This window comes from Pseudomonas sp. Seg1 (genome assembly GCF_018326005.1).
Classification (GTDB): domain Bacteria; phylum Pseudomonadota; class Gammaproteobacteria; order Pseudomonadales; family Pseudomonadaceae; genus Aquipseudomonas.
In genome coordinates, this window is sequence record NZ_AP021903.1 from 4,416,857 (window position 1) to 4,435,193 (window position 18,337).

General features: G+C 56.5%; 17 protein-coding genes. 7 read left to right on the forward strand and 10 right to left on the reverse strand.

Annotated elements, in window-relative coordinates:
* Positions 1-88: 88 nt before the first annotated feature.
* Positions 89-334 carry a hypothetical protein gene (locus KI231_RS19795; RefSeq protein WP_213026106.1) on the reverse strand — a complete coding sequence of 82 codons (246 nt, stop codon included), beginning with the start codon at positions 332-334 and terminating at the stop codon, positions 89-91.
* Between the two features lie 363 nt (positions 335-697).
* On the opposite strand from KI231_RS19795, the gene dusA reads away from it, so the two are divergent.
* Together dusA and KI231_RS19805 are read left to right on the forward strand one after the other, a co-directional pair.
* The gene (gene dusA / locus KI231_RS19800) at positions 698-1,684 is read left to right on the forward strand and encodes a tRNA dihydrouridine(20/20a) synthase DusA (protein ID WP_213026107.1); all 987 of its coding nucleotides are present in this window, start codon (positions 698-700) and stop codon (positions 1,682-1,684) included.
* 75 nt (positions 1,685-1,759) lie between these two features.
* Positions 1,760-2,140: a DUF2388 domain-containing protein gene (locus tag KI231_RS19805; protein ID WP_249412060.1), complete on the forward strand. Its 381-nt coding sequence runs from the start codon at positions 1,760-1,762 to the stop codon at positions 2,138-2,140.
* On the opposite strand, the gene KI231_RS19810 is transcribed toward KI231_RS19805, so the two are convergent.
* The gene (locus KI231_RS19810) at positions 2,141-2,974 is read right to left on the reverse strand and encodes an undecaprenyl-diphosphate phosphatase (RefSeq protein WP_213026109.1); all 834 of its coding nucleotides are present in this window, start codon (positions 2,972-2,974) and stop codon (positions 2,141-2,143) included. It abuts the gene before it with no gap.
* 500 nt (positions 2,975-3,474) lie between these two features.
* Here KI231_RS19810 and KI231_RS19815 point away from each other — a divergent pair, with 500 nt between their 5' ends.
* From KI231_RS19815 to KI231_RS19825, 3 genes are all read left to right on the forward strand, one after another.
* Positions 3,475-4,215 (forward strand): winged helix-turn-helix domain-containing protein, encoded by a 741-nt coding sequence (locus tag KI231_RS19815; RefSeq protein ID WP_103305107.1) that lies wholly within the window; start codon positions 3,475-3,477, stop codon positions 4,213-4,215.
* Positions 4,216-4,486: 271 nt separating this feature from the next.
* On the forward strand, positions 4,487-5,146 hold the full coding sequence (locus KI231_RS19820) for a winged helix-turn-helix domain-containing protein (protein ID WP_213026110.1): 660 nt from the start codon (positions 4,487-4,489) through the stop codon (positions 5,144-5,146).
* A gap of 390 nt (positions 5,147-5,536) precedes the next feature.
* Positions 5,537-6,931, forward strand: coding sequence for an undecaprenyl-phosphate glucose phosphotransferase (locus KI231_RS19825; RefSeq protein ID WP_103305105.1), 1,395 nt, complete (start codon positions 5,537-5,539; stop codon positions 6,929-6,931).
* Positions 6,932-7,984: 1,053 nt separating this feature from the next.
* Here the strand turns inward: KI231_RS19825 and KI231_RS19830 are convergent.
* The 6 genes from KI231_RS19830 to galE all read right to left on the reverse strand — a co-directional run bounded on the left by KI231_RS19830 (position 7,985) and on the right by galE (position 14,183).
* Positions 7,985-10,063, reverse strand: a complete 2,079-nt coding sequence (locus tag KI231_RS19830; RefSeq protein WP_213026111.1) for a YjbH domain-containing protein — start codon at positions 10,061-10,063, stop codon at positions 7,985-7,987.
* Positions 10,060-10,821, reverse strand: a complete 762-nt coding sequence (locus KI231_RS19835) for a capsule biosynthesis GfcC family protein (protein WP_502937185.1) — start codon at positions 10,819-10,821, stop codon at positions 10,060-10,062. The genes KI231_RS19830 and KI231_RS19835 overlap by 4 nt, the downstream gene beginning before the upstream one ends.
* A complete protein-coding gene (locus KI231_RS19840) occupies positions 10,818-11,483 on the reverse strand; it encodes a YjbF family lipoprotein (RefSeq protein ID WP_213026112.1) in 666 nt (221 codons plus the stop codon). Before KI231_RS19840 ends, KI231_RS19835 begins: the two co-directional genes overlap by 4 nt.
* An 11-nt stretch (positions 11,484-11,494) precedes the next feature.
* On the reverse strand, positions 11,495-12,610 hold the full coding sequence (locus tag KI231_RS19845) for a polysaccharide biosynthesis/export family protein (RefSeq protein ID WP_213026113.1): 1,116 nt from the start codon (positions 12,608-12,610) through the stop codon (positions 11,495-11,497).
* Positions 12,611-12,698: 88 nt separating this feature from the next.
* Positions 12,699-12,935 (reverse strand): hypothetical protein, encoded by a 237-nt coding sequence (locus KI231_RS19850; RefSeq protein ID WP_007910552.1) that lies wholly within the window; start codon positions 12,933-12,935, stop codon positions 12,699-12,701.
* A 231-nt stretch (positions 12,936-13,166) separates the two neighbouring features.
* Entirely contained in the window at positions 13,167-14,183 is a 1,017-nt protein-coding gene (gene galE, locus KI231_RS19855) for a UDP-glucose 4-epimerase GalE (protein WP_103305100.1), read from the reverse strand.
* Between the two features lie 390 nt (positions 14,184-14,573).
* On the opposite strand from galE, the gene galU reads away from it, so the two are divergent.
* Positions 14,574-15,407 (forward strand): UTP--glucose-1-phosphate uridylyltransferase GalU, encoded by an 834-nt coding sequence (gene galU, locus KI231_RS19860; protein WP_064117882.1) that lies wholly within the window; start codon positions 14,574-14,576, stop codon positions 15,405-15,407.
* Positions 15,408-15,436: 29 nt separating this feature from the next.
* Positions 15,437-15,841 carry a phosphohexomutase domain-containing protein gene (locus tag KI231_RS19865; protein WP_213026114.1) on the forward strand — a complete coding sequence of 135 codons (405 nt, stop codon included), beginning with the start codon at positions 15,437-15,439 and terminating at the stop codon, positions 15,839-15,841.
* A 121-nt stretch (positions 15,842-15,962) separates the two neighbouring features.
* Here the strand turns inward: KI231_RS19865 and KI231_RS19870 are convergent, their stop codons facing one another.
* Together KI231_RS19870 and KI231_RS19875 are read right to left on the reverse strand one after the other, a co-directional pair.
* Entirely contained in the window at positions 15,963-17,093 is a 1,131-nt protein-coding gene (locus tag KI231_RS19870; RefSeq protein WP_213026115.1) for an SGNH/GDSL hydrolase family protein, read from the reverse strand.
* Positions 17,094-17,277: 184 nt separating this feature from the next.
* Positions 17,278-18,327, reverse strand: coding sequence for an acyltransferase family protein (locus KI231_RS19875; protein WP_213026116.1), 1,050 nt, complete (start codon positions 18,325-18,327; stop codon positions 17,278-17,280).
* Positions 18,328-18,337 lie beyond the last annotated feature (10 nt).

Consider the following 18,337-nt stretch of genomic DNA (forward strand, 5'->3'; position numbering starts at 1 on the left):
TGGATCATAAAACGTCCAAAAAAACCCGCACTGAACGCGGGTTATCTTGAAAGTCATCGCGTATTTTTAAGTATTTGTCAGTCGCGCTTCAACTTTCGACGCTCTCTACAAAATCCGCAGCTCTTAAAATAGAAACCAGTGACTCCGGAATCAACGCAGAAAACCCCAAAATTACTCGATATTCTTGCTCGATTTTTCCACCTCGCTTGACTATTAATTTTTTCAGTTCATCTTTCAAACCATCATCGGTCCCATCTTTTAGAATGACTGTGTAGCTATTCATACCCTTACCCCACGTTAAATTCAGTTCTGTCAACACCGTTGGTGACTGCATACAATCACTCAGGACACATGCAATAGGGGAAGGCTAATCCTCAGCATGCTTAAGGACACCTGTAACAAATGACAGTTTTTTAGCTTTATTTGCTATATGCATTATCACGAATGACCGTAAACGGTTAGTCCCGAAGCCTTAGTTCTTAGTCTGTTGGTACAAGTAAATCCGGCAGCACAATCACCCAACTCGCCCGTTAAGGCTGGGGGGTTAGGAAGCAAATAGGGGCCAGACCACAATATTCAGTCGATTCGTCTCGCCTCATCCACAAACAAGAGCACGTAGTAACGACGCGTAAGCCTCCGTCCTATCCCATTCCTGATAAACTCCCCCACCTTCGCCCCTCTGATCCAGATTCCCCCAATGCCTCTACAACCCGCCCCACTCTCCCGCCGCTTCTCCGTCGCTCCCATGATGGATTGGACTGACCGCCATTGCCGTTTCTTCCTACGCCTCCTGTCGAAGAACGCCCTGCTCTACACCGAAATGGTCACCACCGGTGCGCTCCTCAACGGCGATCACGAACGTTTCCTCCGTCACAACGAAGCCGAGCACCCTCTCGCGCTGCAGTTGGGCGGTAGCGTTCCGCTGGATCTGGCCGCCTGCGCCCGCATGGCCCAGGAACACGGTTACGACGAGGTAAACCTAAACGTCGGCTGCCCAAGCGATCGTGTGCAAAACAACATGATCGGCGCCTGCCTGATGGGGCACCCGCAACTGGTGGCGGACTGTGTAAAGGCAATGCGTGATGCGGTATCGATTCCAGTAACGGTAAAGCACCGCATCGGCATCAACGGTCGGGACAGTTACGAGGAGCTGTGTGATTTCGTCGGCACAGTGCGCGATGCCGGGTGTACGAGTTTTACCGTGCATGCGCGGATTGCGATTCTGGAGGGGTTGTCGCCGAAGGAGAATCGTGACATTCCGCCGTTGCGTTATGACGTGGCGGCGCAGCTGAAGGCGGATTTTCCGGAGTTGGAGATTGTGCTGAACGGCGGGATCAAGACGATGGAGGCTTGCCATGAGCATTTGCAGACGTTCGACGGTGTGATGTTGGGGCGTGAGGCTTATCACAATCCGTATTTGCTGGCGGAGGTGGATCAGCAGTTGTTCGGCAGTTCGGCGCCGGTGATCAGTCGGGCTGAGGCGTTGGCGCAGTTGCGGCCTTATATTGCCGCGCATTTGCTGGCGGGCGGGGCGATGCATCACATCACGCGCCATGTGTTGGGCTTGGGCACCGGGTTTCCAGGGGCGCGCAAGTTTCGGCAATTGTTGTCGGTGGATATTCACAAGGCCAAGGATCCGTTGGCGTTGCTGGATCAGGCGGCGGAGTTGTTGGCGGGTCGTTGATCGACGCGTTGTATGTGCGGGCAACGAATGAGCGTTGCCCGGAGTGTTGTTGTACCGACAGGATGTCTTTTGTTTATGCCCGCGTTTAGCTGTGTTTTATTCAAGCGATTCACCCTCCTCGCTTTACTCCTTACCGTCCCTGCCACCGCCTGCGCCAGTTGCGATTTTTTGAAAGGGTGCGGTGATGGGGAAGATGGCCCTTTTGAATCAACCCAGATGTCCGGCTTTCTGGTTTTCACGACGACGATGATCACGGTCGATGGGATGTCGGACATGTCCGGACTGAAAAAACGTGTGTATTCGGTAGAGGAAATCGAAGCGGCGCGGTATTTCCTCGCCAGCGACGGCATGCTGCAGGCCGCGTACTTCACGTCGGCTTTGCAGCATTTTCGTCAGGATTTGCCCGACTCGGAATTGAATGACCTCGCCGTCGCGGCACTCATCAGCACTCAGTGATCAGCTTGCCGCTGCGGCGGTCCAGTTCACCCAGCCGAAAGCCCACGTCGCCAGTATCAGCAAGCCAAACGCGATCCGGTACCAGGCGAACGCGGCGTAGCTGTGATTGGCGATGAACTTGAGCAAACCGCGCACGGCGATCATGGCGAAGATGAATGCGGTGACAAAACCCAAGGCGAAGACCGGCAGGTCGCTTTGCTGGAACAGGTCTCGGTACTTGTAGCCGGAGTAGACCGCCGCACCAACCATCGTCGGCATGGCCAGGAAGAACGAGAACTCGGTGGCGGCTTTGCGCGAGAGGCCGAACAGCAGGCCGCCGATGATGGTCGAGCCGGAGCGCGAGGTGCCGGGAATCATCGCCAGGCATTGTACGAAACCGACCTTCAACGCGTCAGACCAGCGCATGTCGTCGACATGCTCGACGCTGATCACATGGTTACGCTGTTCGGCCCACAACATGATGATGCCGCCGACGACGAGTGCGACGGCTACGGTGATCGGGTTGAACAAGTAGTGATGAATCGCGTCAGCGAATAACACGCCCAATACCACTGCTGGGAGAAAAGCGATCAACAAGTTGAGGGTGAAACGCTGAGCATTGCGCTGAGTCGGCAGGCCTTTGACGATTTCGCAGATCTTTGGCCGGAACTCCCAGACGACGGCAAGAATGGCACCCAGTTGAATAATGATGTTGAACGCCATGGCGCGTTCGCCGCCGAACTCCAGGAGGTCGGCGACGATGATCTGGTGACCGGTACTGGAGATCGGCAAGAATTCGGTGAGGCCTTCAACCGCGCCTAAAATCAACACCTGGAAAAGCGTCCAGAAATCCATTAATCCTCCGTCAGAGCGCTCTTGGCGGGCGACTGGTTTATAACACTCAGGGATTGAGTATCTGAAAAAATACAAAGGCTGCGAGCTTTTGTTCTTATTGGCCGAGGAGATTACGTCTTATCAAAAGACACACTCAAGCCATGTTAATAAACGTCCGCCTACGAACTAATGTGAAAAAATTTAGGCACTTAGTAGTAAAAAGTTCATCTAGACAATAAAGTGTGATCTGGCTCACACTATGCGGGATGGCCAGACAGTGGCCAATGGACACAAATATAGCTGTCGCATTGAGTTCAAAATAGTGGCACAATTTCATATTGCCACCATCTAACGACTAGTTCACACTCCCGAAAAAATCAACTAAAAGCTTGAATTGCTTAATTATTGTTAGAAAACTCGGGAGCCACGTCTAAAATCCGCTTAAATGTTACCAATTGTCAGTCACAGATGAGAACCGGTGCTTTAACATCCAGATGTCAGCACCTAATTCGAGTCAATGCATGATGCTCTCAGGGAATTTGGCGACTAGTAGTCCGCGCCCGACAAATGACGAACCAGGTGTTCTCACTCTGGGCCGTACCCGTGGCGTGGCTGAACATTTCAGGTCGCTACTCGCCAAGCACGTGCGAACCGATATGGCACTTGAAGTCGATTCGTTCACTAGTTCATATAAGCAGAATGAACGCTCTGGTTCGTATCGCGCCATCTTCATTGTCATCGACAGCCCACAGGCCCTCGAAGATAATCTCGCGCTGGTGGAGAACCTGCGCACCGACAACTTGAAACCGATTATCTGCACGGTCATTACTGGCCGGGGCGCCTTCAACAAGATCAAATATTATCTTGCCGGGGCGGACTTCTGTATCAAGTTCAATACCTTATCCGACGACAGTGCCGAGTTGCTGGGCGAGTTCTTCAGCAGTGAAGAATGGCAGCGCGATATCAGTCTGACGCTTGATCCCACGCGCATTTGCCTGTTGGGCACCAGCCAGAAACTCGACATCTCGTTTGCCGAAATGAAGATTCTCGAAGCGTTTGCGCAAACCAGTAATCACATTCTCAGCCATGATGAAATCGCCACCATCATGGGGCTCAATACCAATTTCTACGACCCGAGGGCGCTGGAGAAATCGATCAGCCGCTTGCGTGGAAAAATCAAGGACATGTATGGTACAAACGCGATTCAGAGTATCCGCGGCTATGGCTATCGCCTGATGCGGGGCCTGATATCGACTGCCTGATCAAGGGCAGCCACCCTTTTGCATACGAACGAAGGATCGTCTGATGCAACCATATAGCTCTCGTTGTACTTCATATCTACCTATAACAAAGCACTTGAATGAGCGCGACACCATAACAATAAACTCAACAACATAGCAGCAGATCGAGTGGAACTTATCGAGGGCCATTTTCGGGCCCAGACCCTGCCTGTCGATTACTTCCAAGGAAGTCATTGCTCGCCTGCCGAATGACCTTTTAGCCAATTTTTGGTACGCAGTTAAGGAGAGAGACATGGAAACTAGTACAACCCTCCCCAGAAAATATTTTGTCGTCGTGACTCACAGTACAACGTCGCAGCGTGAACTTGAGAGCATTCTGTCCAGCGAGCGTTTCAATTCGTTTGGCACTTCTCAGGCGCAAATGTTTATTGAAGGTGCTACTTCACCCTCTTCCGCTCCGATGCTGATGGAGTTCACTTACCCAAGCGGCACCCGCAAGAACGTCGCCCGCACCATTGAACACGACACCCAGCGAATACTGGCCACGCTCGAGTCCGAATGGCGCGCCGCACAATCGACGAATCCATTTCAAAGCGTTCCGGCAATGACTGGGGAAACCAGCAACTTGCCTCAAGCTATATTAGGCGATACACCTGGCACCGAAACCTGGCACCTGGACAATGATCAAGGCGCACTGGTCAAGGAAGATGTGCAGATCAGTCTTACCGGACTAGAAACCGCATTGGTCAGGAAAATGCTCCATCATGAAGAGCGCGTTGTCAGTCGAGATGACTTGATCCTCAGCATTGGCCGAGAGCCCGAACAGTATCGCGGTCTGGAAATGTGCCTGAGTCGCCTGCAAGACAAATTCAAAAGCGCCAGTAATGGTGAGCGGCTATTTCGCGCCGTAAGAAACCGCGGTTATTGCCTCATTCAGGACATCGTCGCGTAAACACTGCGACCGCCGCGAACAAAACAAACAGATAACAGTGCGATTACAAAAACAACAAGAGCACTCTGTTTGAACTCACCTCCCTTGATAGATTGAAACTCCCTGCCTCCACCCTTTCAACAGTAACAAATACAACATCACTTATTCACCTCCTTCTCCACGACCTTTTCTAACAAGCCAATATTTAATTATTAAAAAGTTGGCAATGTGCCATCTTGTTAGAACTCGTCAGACACCATTCTCCGACAATAACTTAGTCTATTGACTGACGACAGTTCGGCATATCGACGTTGTTACCTCAGAACACTCGTTAGAACAAAAACAATAATCTGACTAACAACTCGGCTTTCAACTGTTGAAACCTGAATGGACGTCTTTTGGGGATATCGTATGGATCTTTCTCTCAGTATCAATCGAAGCACGGGCCTCAAGGGACTGACCTTTTGGGGCCAATGGGCGCTGGCGCAGGGGTTTATTGTTGCTCTGCTGTTTGTACTGGCCGAACAGCACACCGGAACCGTCGCGTTCTATTACCGAATGTGCGCAACGCTAGCGGTACTGGCCTCAGTACCGGCCTATACGTTCAGTGGCGTTTATCGCAAACGCGACAACTACCTGACCGGACTGGGTCGGCTGTTCATGGGTTGGTCGATGACCATGGCGGCGCTGGCGTTCATCGCATTTGTCTGCAAGGCCGATGAGCTGTTTTCCCGGCAGGTGATCTTGAGCTGGGCGGTTTATGGCTTCCTTGGTCAGGCGTTGCTGTACGCGCCGCTGCATGCGTTCTCGAAGTTCTATCAGCGTTCGCGCAAAAGCGAGCACAAGACCCTGATTGTGGGGACAGGTGAGCTGGCGTTGGGCCTGGCGAAAAAGCTCAGCCAGATCGAAAACCTGCCGCTGGTGGGATTGGTCAGCAACGGTAGCCTGCCCACTCTGGATTCTGATGCTCCACGCGTTGTCGGCGCTCAGGAACAGTTGCTGGAGCTGATCAAGGCCCACGACATCCGCCGCTTGTACATCACCCTGCCGCTGTCGGAAGCGGCGAAAATCGAAGCCATGTATGTCGACTTGCTGGGTGCCAACGTGGATGTTGTCTGGGTGCCGGACCTGAACAGTCTGACCCTGCTCAATCACTCGGTGAAAGTCGTGGACGGTCTGCCGGCGATCTACTTGAACGAGAGCCCGCTGACCAGCCGACCGACCGCAGCACTAAGCAAAAGCCTGGCGGAAAAAAGCGTGGCGCTGCTGGCCATCCTTCTGCTGAGCCCGGTGCTGCTGATCATTGCTCTGGCGGTAAAACTGAACTCGCCTGGCCCGGTGTTCTTCAAGCAGGATCGCCATGGCTGGAACGGCAAGGTGATCAAGGTCTGGAAGTTCCGCTCGATGCGTGTTCACGATGACCGCGATGTCAAACAGGCCAGCCGCAACGACTCGCGCATCACCGCCGTCGGACGCTTTATCCGCCGCACATCGCTGGACGAGTTGCCGCAACTGTTCAACGTGCTGCAGGGGCATATGGCACTGGTTGGCCCGCGTCCACACGCCGTCGCGCACAACCATTTCTACTCGGGGAAAATCCTCGCCTACATGGCGCGTCACCGGATTAAACCGGGCATTACCGGACTGGCGCAAATCAGCGGCTGCCGGGGTGAAACGGATACCCTCGACAAGATGCAAAAGCGTGTCGAGATCGACCTGCAGTACATCAACAACTGGTCGTTGTGGCTCGACCTGAAGATCCTGGTGAAGACACCGTTTACGCTGTTGTCGAAGGATATCTACTGAGATTCAGCGCTGCGCAAGGCAGGACCGCAAGGGGACGAAAGTCCCCTTTTTTGTGCCCCGGATTTGGGGTTCGCAGTACGCCATGTAGGAGTGAGCCTGCTCGCGATGGCGGTGTGTCAGGCATGCAGATGGCGACTGGTCGGGCGCTATCGCGAGCAGGCTCACTCCTACAGGGGATCGTGTGTTGGCCATGATTTTGGATTCGACACAACACCACTGTGGGAGCGTGGCTTGCCCGCGATGGCGTCAGGTCAGTCAACATTGATGCCGAATGGACCGTCGTCATCGCTGGCAAGCCAGCTCCCACAAGGGATTGATGGTGGCCCAGGATTTGGCGACAGCACAGCTCACAAAAGGAGCTGCAGATAAGCCGGGATTTCGGACTCCACACAACCCCCCTGTGGGAGCGGGCTTGCCCGCGATTGCGTCCGCCCATTCAACATCGATGCTGAATGTGCCGCCGTCATCGCTGGCAAGCCAGCTCCCACAGGGGATTGATGGTGGCCCAGGATTTGGCGACAGCACAGCTCACAAAAGGAGCTGCAGATATGCCGGGATTTCGGACTCCACACACCCCCCTGTGGGAGCGGGCTTGCCCGCGATTGCGTCCGCCCAGTCAACATTGATGCTGAATGGACCGCCGTCATCGCTGGCAAGCCAGCTCCCACAGGGGATTGATGGTGGCCCGGGATTTGGCGACAGCACAGCTCACAAAAGGAGCTGCAGATAAGCCGGGATTTCGGACTCCACACAAACCCCCTGTGGGAGCGGGCTTGCCCGCGATTGCGTCCGCCCATTCAACATTGATGCTGAATGTGCCGCCGTCATCGCTGGCAAGCCAGCTCCCACAAGGGATTGATGGTGGCCCGGGATTTGGCGACAGCACAGCTCACAAAAGGAGCTGCAGATAAGCCGGGATTTTGGATTCGACACAACGCCACTGTGGGAGCGGGCTTGCCCGCGATTGCGTCCGCCCAGTCAACATCGATGCTGAATGGACCGCCGTCATCGCTGGCAAGCCAGCTCCCACAGGGATTGGATTTGGTACAGGGATTACTCGGTGATCTTCTCGAAGTTGCGATAGAACATGTCGTCATCCCGGCTATCGGTCATCGAATGCAGTTGATAACCCCGATTAAGCCTTGCGCCACCGTCACGGGTCAGCGGTGCCCACACGAGGTTGGCGCGGCGCATGGTCGACATGCTCATCATTTCGTCGAACGGGATGGACAGGTAGATGCCCTTGTCGAAGCTACCCTCCCCGTACTCGGCACTGCCGGCCGTGGTGATGGTCGCCCAGGCACCGAAGCGCACGCCGTTGGAGAACTCGCGGGAGATGTCCAGCGTGCCGCCCCAGTCACCGGCCAGATACCTGCCGACACTGACAGCGGCGAGTGTGTCATACGGCAAATCGGTGTAACCGGTGATATGCCCGGTCACCACCGAGTAATCGCGCAAACCAAACCCCTGATCGAATTCCCGCTGGCGCACGTAGTTCAGATCCGCCCCCACCGACCAACGCTCGCCCGTCGGGCGGAACAGCACCTCGCCCCCGACCCCGGCAAACATCGACTCCAGATAACCGCCGTAAACCATGCCATACAGGTCTTTATCCAACTGCTCGGTGTGGCTGAGCTGGAACATCGGCATGGTCACTTCGGATTCGGTCAGGTACTGACGCAAATCCGTACGCACACGCGGCAAACCGCTGGGTGCGTCATAGGTGAATTTGTCGAAGTTGTTCTTCAGGTTGGCGCTGAGCATGCCACTCCACCAGGTGCTGCGATTGAAGCGGTATTCGGCATCCGCATCGGCACTGAATTGATAGAGCAAACCATCCGGGCCGCCGACGTTCTGCTTGAAGCCCAGACCGACGCCATAACTGAAATGTTGCGGCGCTTCGGTGTAGAGGGTTTTCTCGTTGTGCGGCATCGCCGGATTGACTTCGGTGGTGCGGTGCAGCGATTGCAGCGGCTCCTCGTTGTTGATCACTTCGCGGAAGGTCTGGCGCGGCACGCTGGTTTCTTCCAGCGGCAAGTCGTAGCGCTTGTTGACCACGGTGAACCAATTGATGTCGTCGTTGACGCTGTTGTCGAGAATCCGGCTCGCCCGCCCGACAGCCTTGGACGAATGAAAATAACGCTGTTGCTCGCCATACACGATCAACTCGGAATCGCGCTGGCTGATACGCTCGACCTTGTAGCCGGCATTCTGCTGCAAACGTTGCGAGACGTTGGCCCAGTCAACCTGCTCCATCGCGGTGGTCGGCATCTTCGCCGGCAAAGGCTCGGGCGTTGGATCGTAAGTCTTCGCCGGCGCCTTGCGGCTGACGAAGTTGGTGTGGAAGGTGATGCCGAACATCGCCGTATTACCACGCTCCCACGCCGCGCTGACGTCGACCGAATCCGCCACCTTGAACACCGCGCCGAAGTTGATCGGCGAGTCCTGCTTGATGATGTTGTCCTTCGGTTCGTGCTTGTAATCGTTGCCTTCGTATTCGAGTTTCAGGCTCAGGCGATCCCAGGGAGTCTGATAACTCACGCCACCAAACAACGAAGGCCTGCCGCGAAAGTACGAACCTGAGTTGACGTCACCGGTGCCTTCGAGCGCGGGCCGGGTATCGAAGCGATCACTGACATAGCCCAGCGGGTTATCCATGTCGCCTCGGTTGCCCAGATAACCCCAGGCAATGCCGGCGCTGAAATCGAAATTGTCGTAGCGCTTGTTGGCGACAAAAAACTCACTGGAGAACAAACCCGTACCACCGACGTCTCGGAAGCCCAGGGCGACATCGGGCAACCAATGGCTCTCCTGCCACAGCCGGACTTTGACGTCGACCGCCTTATCCTTATAGCTCTGGCTGCCGCTGAGGGCCTCGGAGCCGTACGGCCGGTTGGTGATCGCGGTGTAACGGAAGGAACCTTCGAGCCAGTCCAGTGGCTGCAACGAAACGCTGTAGCGACTGTAGGGCTCGGTGCGGTTGGCGTTGACGCTCAACTCGCCGGCCGGGGCCATGCGCGCGGTCGGCGTCTGCAACAGACCGGTGCCACCAAAGTCATTCTGAGTAATGCGCGGCTCGGCATGCGCCAGACCACAAGGCAATAACAACACAGCTGCAAAACGTAACTTCAACGAACCACCTCGGCCAGCTGCGTGGCAATCAATTCGGCCAACTGCTGATTCAACTCAGGGACAGGCGGATCCAGATCATCATTTTTCACCGGCACCAGAATCTTGCTGCCTGCCACCGGAAACTGCCCGCTCTCGCGATTCCAGTGGGCAATGCCGACGCGTCGCGAGACACCGTTGGGCTGGATCAGCCACAGGTAATCGGCCTCGGCATCGTCCAGCGGCGGGCAGCTTTCCAGATATTCACGGGCTTCCAGCAAGGGCTGATAAGGCAAATGGCAGGTTTCGGCGACAGCGCCGAGCACCTCAACTTCGTCGACGCGTTTCGGGTAGATCAGGCGATCGCCATCGTCCAGCCGAATGTTGCGGGCGAAGCCGACTTCAATCGCCACCGGGTCGAGATCGGCGATCTGCCGTCCGGTGACCGGCATTTCCCGCACTTGCTCGATCAACCGTTGCGTCAGCGCCACCCGACTCGGTCTATCGAAGAGCGCCGCCATGCGTTGCAACACGTCCAGATCAAACAACACGCCGGCCTTGAGCCGCGTCTGCTCCTCCAGCAATGACTGACGCAACAAGACACCCGCCAGCCAATAACCTTCGGCATTCGGGACAGCTTCGTTGATCACATCGAGCAGGCGCCCGCCCGCGGGCAGCTTGACCGGCCCGGGGTTGGCGACATCACCGCTGACGGTGACGGCGGCCTGGCTGATGCCGCTGATCAACAACAGGCACGCCGACAGCATTCTGAACCGCTTCACGGCAGGTGCCTGCGATCAGGGGTCAGTTGCACAATCTTCACGCGCAATTGCGCGGTCAGTTGCTGCTCACTCTTGACGATGAATCCGTCACGCGGATCGACCCAATAACGATTGGTCGCACTCAGACCGATGGCCGGGGCGTCAATCTGCTCATCGACACGCAGCACGGTGTATTCCTTATCAAGAATGTCCAGGGTTTCCGTGGCGCGACGGATGAAGCGGCTGTTGACGATCACCCCGACTTCCTGACCCTTGTAGAGATCGATCCAGCGCCGACTGGTAAAGCCATCGGCAACTTGATGCAGACCTGATTTGAACGGCGAGTCATCCGCCAGTCGCGTGCCGTCGAGATCGCCCTCAAGGCCCAGGCCAATACTGCGCACGGCGAGACCATTGCGCAGGAGCAAAACCTGTTTGCCGGAGGCGACCCAGAACTGCAGGTCCTCACGCTCGCGCACCAGCGCCAGCACCCCGGAGCCGGACGGCGTGGTCAGTTTGAGCTGCGGATAATTGACCTCGGCCACCTGGGCCGGCGTCACGTCCACTTCATCCGGGCCGATCACCGCCGATTTGAGGTTGTTCAGCGACGCGCTCATCAGCGGGTTACAGCCACACAACAACAGGGCCGCCATCAGGCAGACGCCAACTTTCAACGTGTTCACAGTCGGCGACCTTATTTGCTGTTGTTACTGAATTCGCTCCAGTTCTTCGCTGCGGAAGCCCCGGTTCCGACAATCGATGCCGACGGCACCAATTGGCTGATGAAGCGGTTCCAGCGCGTCACGTTGGCAGGCCCGACATACACGACGTCCTGTGGGCGTACTTCAAAGTGCGTGGCGAGTGCCATGGCGGTCGGCGATTCGGCATTCAACTGGTAGATCTTCGCCGGTTCGACATCAAGGTTTTCCACACCACGAATGACGTACACCGCGTTGCCGTTGGAGGTGGTCTGGCTCAAGCCGCCGACCGAACCGAGCACATCGGAAAGGTTCATGGTCGCGGTCTTGAAGCTCAATGCGCGCGGCTGATTGACCTCGCCCATCACATAGATGCGCTTGTTGTCGTTGTACGGCAGATACAACTGGTCGCCACCCTTGAGGTAGACGCCCTGCAACTCGGAATCCTGCTGGTTGAGCGAGTCGAGATTGAGCGGATAGACCCGCCCGTTGCGCGTCAGTGTCAGGCCCGACAGGTCAGCATTGTTGGTGTCGATGCCAGCCGTGCCGAGGGCCTCGACCACGCTCAGCGGATTGGTCGAAATCGCTTGCGGGCCGGCCTTGCCGACCGCGCCGGTGACCACGACTTTCTGACTGGCGAAACGCAGCACGGCGACGTCTACCTGCGGCTCGGCGATAAACGCCGACAGGCGCTGTTCGATGTCCGCGCGCAGTTGCTGGATGGTCCGGCCGGCGGCCTGGACTTCCTTGATGAACGGGTAATACAGCGTGCCATCGGAACGCACCAGACGGCCGTTGGCATCAATCTGTTGTTGCGCGCCGGACGGGGCCGTCAGTTCGGGGTGATCCCAGACCGTGATGTACAACACATCGTTATTGCCGATGCGATATTCGGCCGGGGTCGCCAACAGCTCCTTCGGCACCGACGTGCGCTTTTGCGTGGCGCGAGTGGTGGAAATCAGCTTGGGGGTGATCGGGATCAGCTCGACCCGGCTGCTTTCACTGGCCCCTTGGCGGGTGATGTCACTGGTGCTCAGGTATTGGCCCGGGGAAAACATGCAACCTTGTAAAGCGAGACTTGCCAACATTAAAAGAGAAAAACTACGAGTCATAATGGCACTACGCTATTCAAGGGCGAATCTAAAAAGAAGTCACCCGACTTGCGTCGGGCGACCCTTACTGCACTAACAAAAACGTCTGTTAGTTATGCGTGCCGGTTGTACCGGTGGTACCCGTCGTACCGGTGGTACCGCCGTTGGCACTGCCACCGCTGTTGGACGCCGCTACAGCACTGGCAACCATTGCAGTACTGGCTGCAGGCGCTTGAGAAGCCGCTACATTGCCACCTACATTGGTTACCGCTGTCAGCGGCGCTTCAGCTGCGGCAGCCCAGTTGCTCAACATCGTCAACAGGGCAACTGCCATCACTTTTTTCATATCAACTCCTTTCTAACATTCATCCTGTTAAAAACCGGCGTGTGTTAGAGGTGGTAGAGTTCAAGTCCGCGAAAAATGCGAACAAGATCCGTTGTTCTTTCACAGTCTTACCCAACTGATAAAAGTCGAACGGCAGGTTTATATCTACGGACTTGCAAAAGGCATTTCCAGCGTATTTTCCAGACGATATCTAACACCTGACCGAAACTAACATTCGGTATCAAAACGACATTATCCGAGATAGCCGTTTGGATGACTCGATTGCCAGCGCCAAGTGTCGGTGACCATGTCCTGCAAGTTACGCGTGGCTTTCCAGCCCAACTCTTTCGCAGCTTTGGAAGCGTCGGCCCAACTCTCGGCGATATCCCCCGAACGACGTGGCATCACCCGATAAGGCACCGGTTGTCCGCTGGCCTGTTCGAAAGCGCGCAGCACTTGCAACACGCTGTAGCCATCGCCGGTGCCAAGGTTCCAGGTATGAATGCCGCTGCGCCCGCTGATCGACTGCAAGGCCTTCAAGTGCCCGTCCGCCAGGTCGACGACGTGGATGTAGTCGCGCACACCGGTGCCATCGACTGTCGGGTAATCGTCGCCGAAGATCGACAGCTCCGGCAGGCTACCGACCGCGACCTGACTGATGTAAGGCAGCAGGTTGTTGGGGATGCCGTTGGGATCCTCGCCCATCTGGCCGCTGTGATGCGCGCCGATCGGGTTGAAGTAACGCAGCAAGGCGATGCTCCAGCGCGGTTCGGACTGACACAGATCGCGCAGCACGTTCTCGACGATCAGCTTGGATTGACCGTAGGGGTTGGTCGGGTTGCCGGTCGGGAAGTCTTCACGGATCGGCATCTGCTCAGGCTCACCGTAAACGGTGGCCGATGAGCTGAACACCAGCCGGAACACCCCCGCCGCTGCCATCGCCTGACACAGCGTGATGCTGCCGCTGACATTGGTTTCGTAATACGCCAAAGGCTGGCGCACGCTCTCGCCGACGGCCTTGAGCCCGGCGAAATGCAGCACGGCTTCGATGGCGTGCTCCTGGAAAATCCGATCCAGCAGCGCGCGGTCGCAGACGTCGCCGCGAATCATCAACGCGCTCTTGCCGCAGATGGCTTCTACCGCATGCAATGCCGCATCGCTGCTGTTGCAAAGATTATCCAGCACGACAACTTCATAACCCGCCTCAAGCAAAGCAAGTGTGGTGTGCGAGCCGATATAGCCGGCGCCACCGGTTACCAGAATCTTCATAGCGCGGTCCGTTAGTGGATAAGTAGCCGGTAGGTTGTCAAGCCTGTTGTTGTGCAGATGTGTCGCAATCCACACAAATAAGGCGACAACAACAAAAAACAAATTCAGTTCAATGACTGGCAATAAATATTTTTGCAAGTCACACTGTATCGCCCGCTACTTATTAGCACTGCAAGTGCAAACACCACTATCAACAGATACCGACTAAAAATAACTAATAACGCTCTAACCGACATCTAATAACATTGTCGTGTTTTACCGCCGTCGCCAATTGCCATTAATAACCTGACTCGGGTATTAAAGTAAGCCTTCAATACTCATTGAAACTTGCAGCCATTCGTTATGGCCCGCAACCGTTGCCTGTGTTCCATGACTGTCCAGGATACTTTTATGATTCGTAAATGTTTGTTCCCCGCTGCCGGCTATGGCACGCGTTTCTTGCCGGCCACCAAAGCCATGCCGAAAGAGATGCTGCCGATCGTCAACAAGCCGTTGATCGAATACGCCGTTGAAGAAGCGCGGGACGCTGGCCTGCAACACATGGCCATCGTCACTGGTCGCGGCAAGCGTGCGCTGGAAGATCATTTCGACATCAGCTATGAACTGGAACACCAGATTCGCGGCACCGAGAAAGAGAAGTTCCTCGCCGGCACCCGCGAGCTGATCGATACCTGTACCTTCTCCTACACCCGTCAGGTGGAAATGAAAGGCCTTGGCCACGCGATCCTCAGCGGTCGCCCCTTGATCGGCGACGAACCCTTCGCCGTGGTGCTGGCCGATGACCTGTGCCTGAACCTGGAAGGTGACGGCGTGCTCACGCAGATGATTCAGCTGTACAAGAAATTCCGCTGCTCGATCGTCGCCATCCAGGAAGTCCCGGCTGACCAGACGCACAAGTACGGCGTGATCGCCGGCGAACTGATGTCCGACGGCATCTACCGCGTCAACAACATGGTGGAAAAACCCGCCCCGCAGGATGCGCCGTCGAACCTGGCGATCATCGGTCGCTACATCTTGACCCCGGACATTTTCGACCTGATCGCCGACACCCAACCGGGCAAGGGCGGTGAAATCCAGATCACCGACGCGCTGATGAAACAGGCGCAGAACGGTTGCGTGCTGGCCTACAAGTTCAAGGGCCTGCGCTTCGACTGCGGCGACGCCGAGGGCTACTTGCAAGCGACCAACTTCTGCTACGAAAACGTCTACCTCAAGGGCCGCTGAGACGGCGCCCTTCTCCCAGCGAGGCCACCATGAACATTGCACAACATTCCGTAGAGATTGAACGCGAGGTGGATAACCTCGGGGTGATGAGTTGGTTGTCCCGCCATCAGCCGTTGCCCAGCGCCAACGAGTCGTGGCTGGGCACGATTTTGCTGGTGGAGCGGATTGGCATGTTTCCTTCGTCTGGCGACATTCGCCGGACGATGGCCGATCCCTATCCCCTGCTCGCCCATCTGAAAAAGCTGTATGGCGAGCAGGCGCTGGAAATGGATGACAGTGATGGGCTGAAGGTGATTTTCGGTGACTGGCGCTTTCGCGTGCGCATCTGCTGCAACGACCCGGCGATCATCATCAACGTCGAAACCCGTTGTGATACACGATTGATGCCGCAGAAGATTGCGGAGTTGCTCGATCAAATCGACGCCTTCAAATAATGCCCCTCACCTGATCGTTCCCACGCTCTGCGTGGGAATGCATCCAGTGACGCTCTGCGTCACGCAGCGAAGGGACGCAGAGCGTCCCGGGGCGGCATTCCCACGCGGAGCGTGGGAACGATCACTGCCGGGATGCGGAGCAGTTATCGTCCGCGCCCACTATCCAGCGGTAAAAATAATCAGCAATCACCTTTCCCCCCGTAGCCGGGAGCGGATGGATCTTGTCCGGGCCGATCATCGTGCCAGCATAGCGTTTGACGTCGGAGCCAAAGGCGCATTGCAGATTGGCGTAACCCAAATGCTGCTCACGCGCCCACGGCTGCAATACCTGCGCATACGCCGACATCGGGTAGGCGCTGGAGCGCGTGGTGTCCTGACGCATGACCAGGTTGATGCTCGCCGCTGGCTGGATCTCGCGGATCATTCCCACCAGACCCTGGACGTTGTGCAGATATGCTTCGGGTTTCACCCCAAAACCCTGATCGTTGCCACCGAGCATGATCAGGTAAACGTCGGCGGGGATCTTTGAGACGACGGCTTTCCACTGCGTCTGCCATTGCAGATCCTTGTGGTAGAAGTCAGCGGATGCCGCGCCAGACGCCGCGAGTTTGGACACCCGAATGCCGTGCTGATCATTGCTCATCCACAGGCCGAACAACGTCGGCGAGCCTTTCACCACTTCCAGTTTGAATGACCAATCCGCCGCTGGCGGTGTGCTCGGCAATGGCACTTCCTGAACGCCTGAGCCTGCGAGCGTCAATGGTTTCCAGTCTTCCGACGGCGCCCAGCGATAGCGCACCTCACTGGGTTCGCCATTGCCCCGATAAAGCAACTTCGCCTGGGTGACCGCCGTGTTGATCCGAGGTGTCGGGTTGGCATCGATCTGTAGCCAGGCGCCGGGCTGCCCTGTCACCGTGCGGCTGTCAGGACTGGCCTGGCCGAGGCCGGACACATCCCAGCCGCCACCAAAGTACTTCTCGCTGCTGCGGGTGTATTTGAAATGCGTGCCACCCAGCGCCGCGCCATGGTTGAAGCCAACGTAACCGGGCCCGGCGAAACCAACCTCCCCGGCCACGCGCTGCACCAGTTTGTTCAGATAGAAATCCTGCCCGGCGCTGTAGCTATCGCCGATTACCGAAACCGACAGAACCTTGCCGGCCTGGCCTTCACGCCATTGCGCAAACCGCTCACGCGCATCGCCCACCTCAACCACCGACGCTGCGACGGGTTGCGCGTCATCTACTGCCAACATGCAAAATTTCCTTAAATCCGTAGTGGAGGCTCGCTCCCACAGGGTTTGCGGTCATCCATTAAATCTGTGCATACCAATAAACCTGTGGGAGCTGGCTTGCCAGCGATGGCGGTGGATCAGGTAATGATCTGTACCTGACTCGACCCCATCGCTGGCAAGCCAGCTCCCACAGGGATTGTGTGACTTACAGGGATGATTGGGTTGGCACCACCGGAGTGATGGGCGCCAACGGTTTCTTCTTCGCCGCGCGTTCACCGAGGAACAACACAGAGGTGAAATTGAACCGACTGAAAATCATCGACAACACCACCGGCCCGAGCAAGCCAAAGGTCAGCCCCCCCAACACCAGCAGGCTTTCATCCTTCACACCCAAACGCCCGAGGACGAATCGCGACGTCGCCGCAAACAACACATGAAACAGGAAAATCGCGTAGGAGTAACCACCCAGCCAGGTCAGCCACTTCGAGCGCATATCACTCGACAGCAACGCGATGCAGGAAACGCAACCGACGGTCAGACCGATCAGACTACGGCGATCAACAATCAACTCACGATCAATCGCCGCCACGTACAACAGCGTCAGCGAAATCCCCACGAAGACCAATGGGCCGATCACCTTGAACGCCTGCTTCAACCGGTCGACGTTCTCCTGCCCGATCATCCCCGCGACAAAAAACGGCAGCAGATAAATCGCGCCATTGATGCCAAACGCATCGAGCTTGAACGGCGGCAGCAGAAACAACACCGCCGCAAACGCGAACAGACCGAACAACCGCGCCGGAGAACGCAGCAAGCCCCGCCACTCCAGCAAGCCGACGAACATGAAAATGATGAACACCGCCTGCAAGAACCAGAAGTGATTGATCGGCACCCAGAACGACAGCAACGCGTCGATCACACCGACATCCTTGTTCACCCCCGGCCCCACCGCTTGCAGCACAGAGAACGGCACGCCGACGCAAAACAGCGGCACGATCAACCGCCGCACCTTGCCGCTGAAGAATGCGGAAAAGTCATTGCCGCGGATTTTGTAGATCGAATAGATGTACCCGGAAATAAAGGTGAACAGCGGCATGCGCACGTACACCATGGAGTCGGCAATCACCCGGAACGGCGAGCCGATGTCGATCTTCAGACCACCGCCCAACGGCCCGATGACGTGATAGAGCACCAGCAGCAGGCACGCCAGGCCGCGCAGGGTTTCGATCTCCAGGGACTTTTTCTTGCTCGACATAAAGCACCTG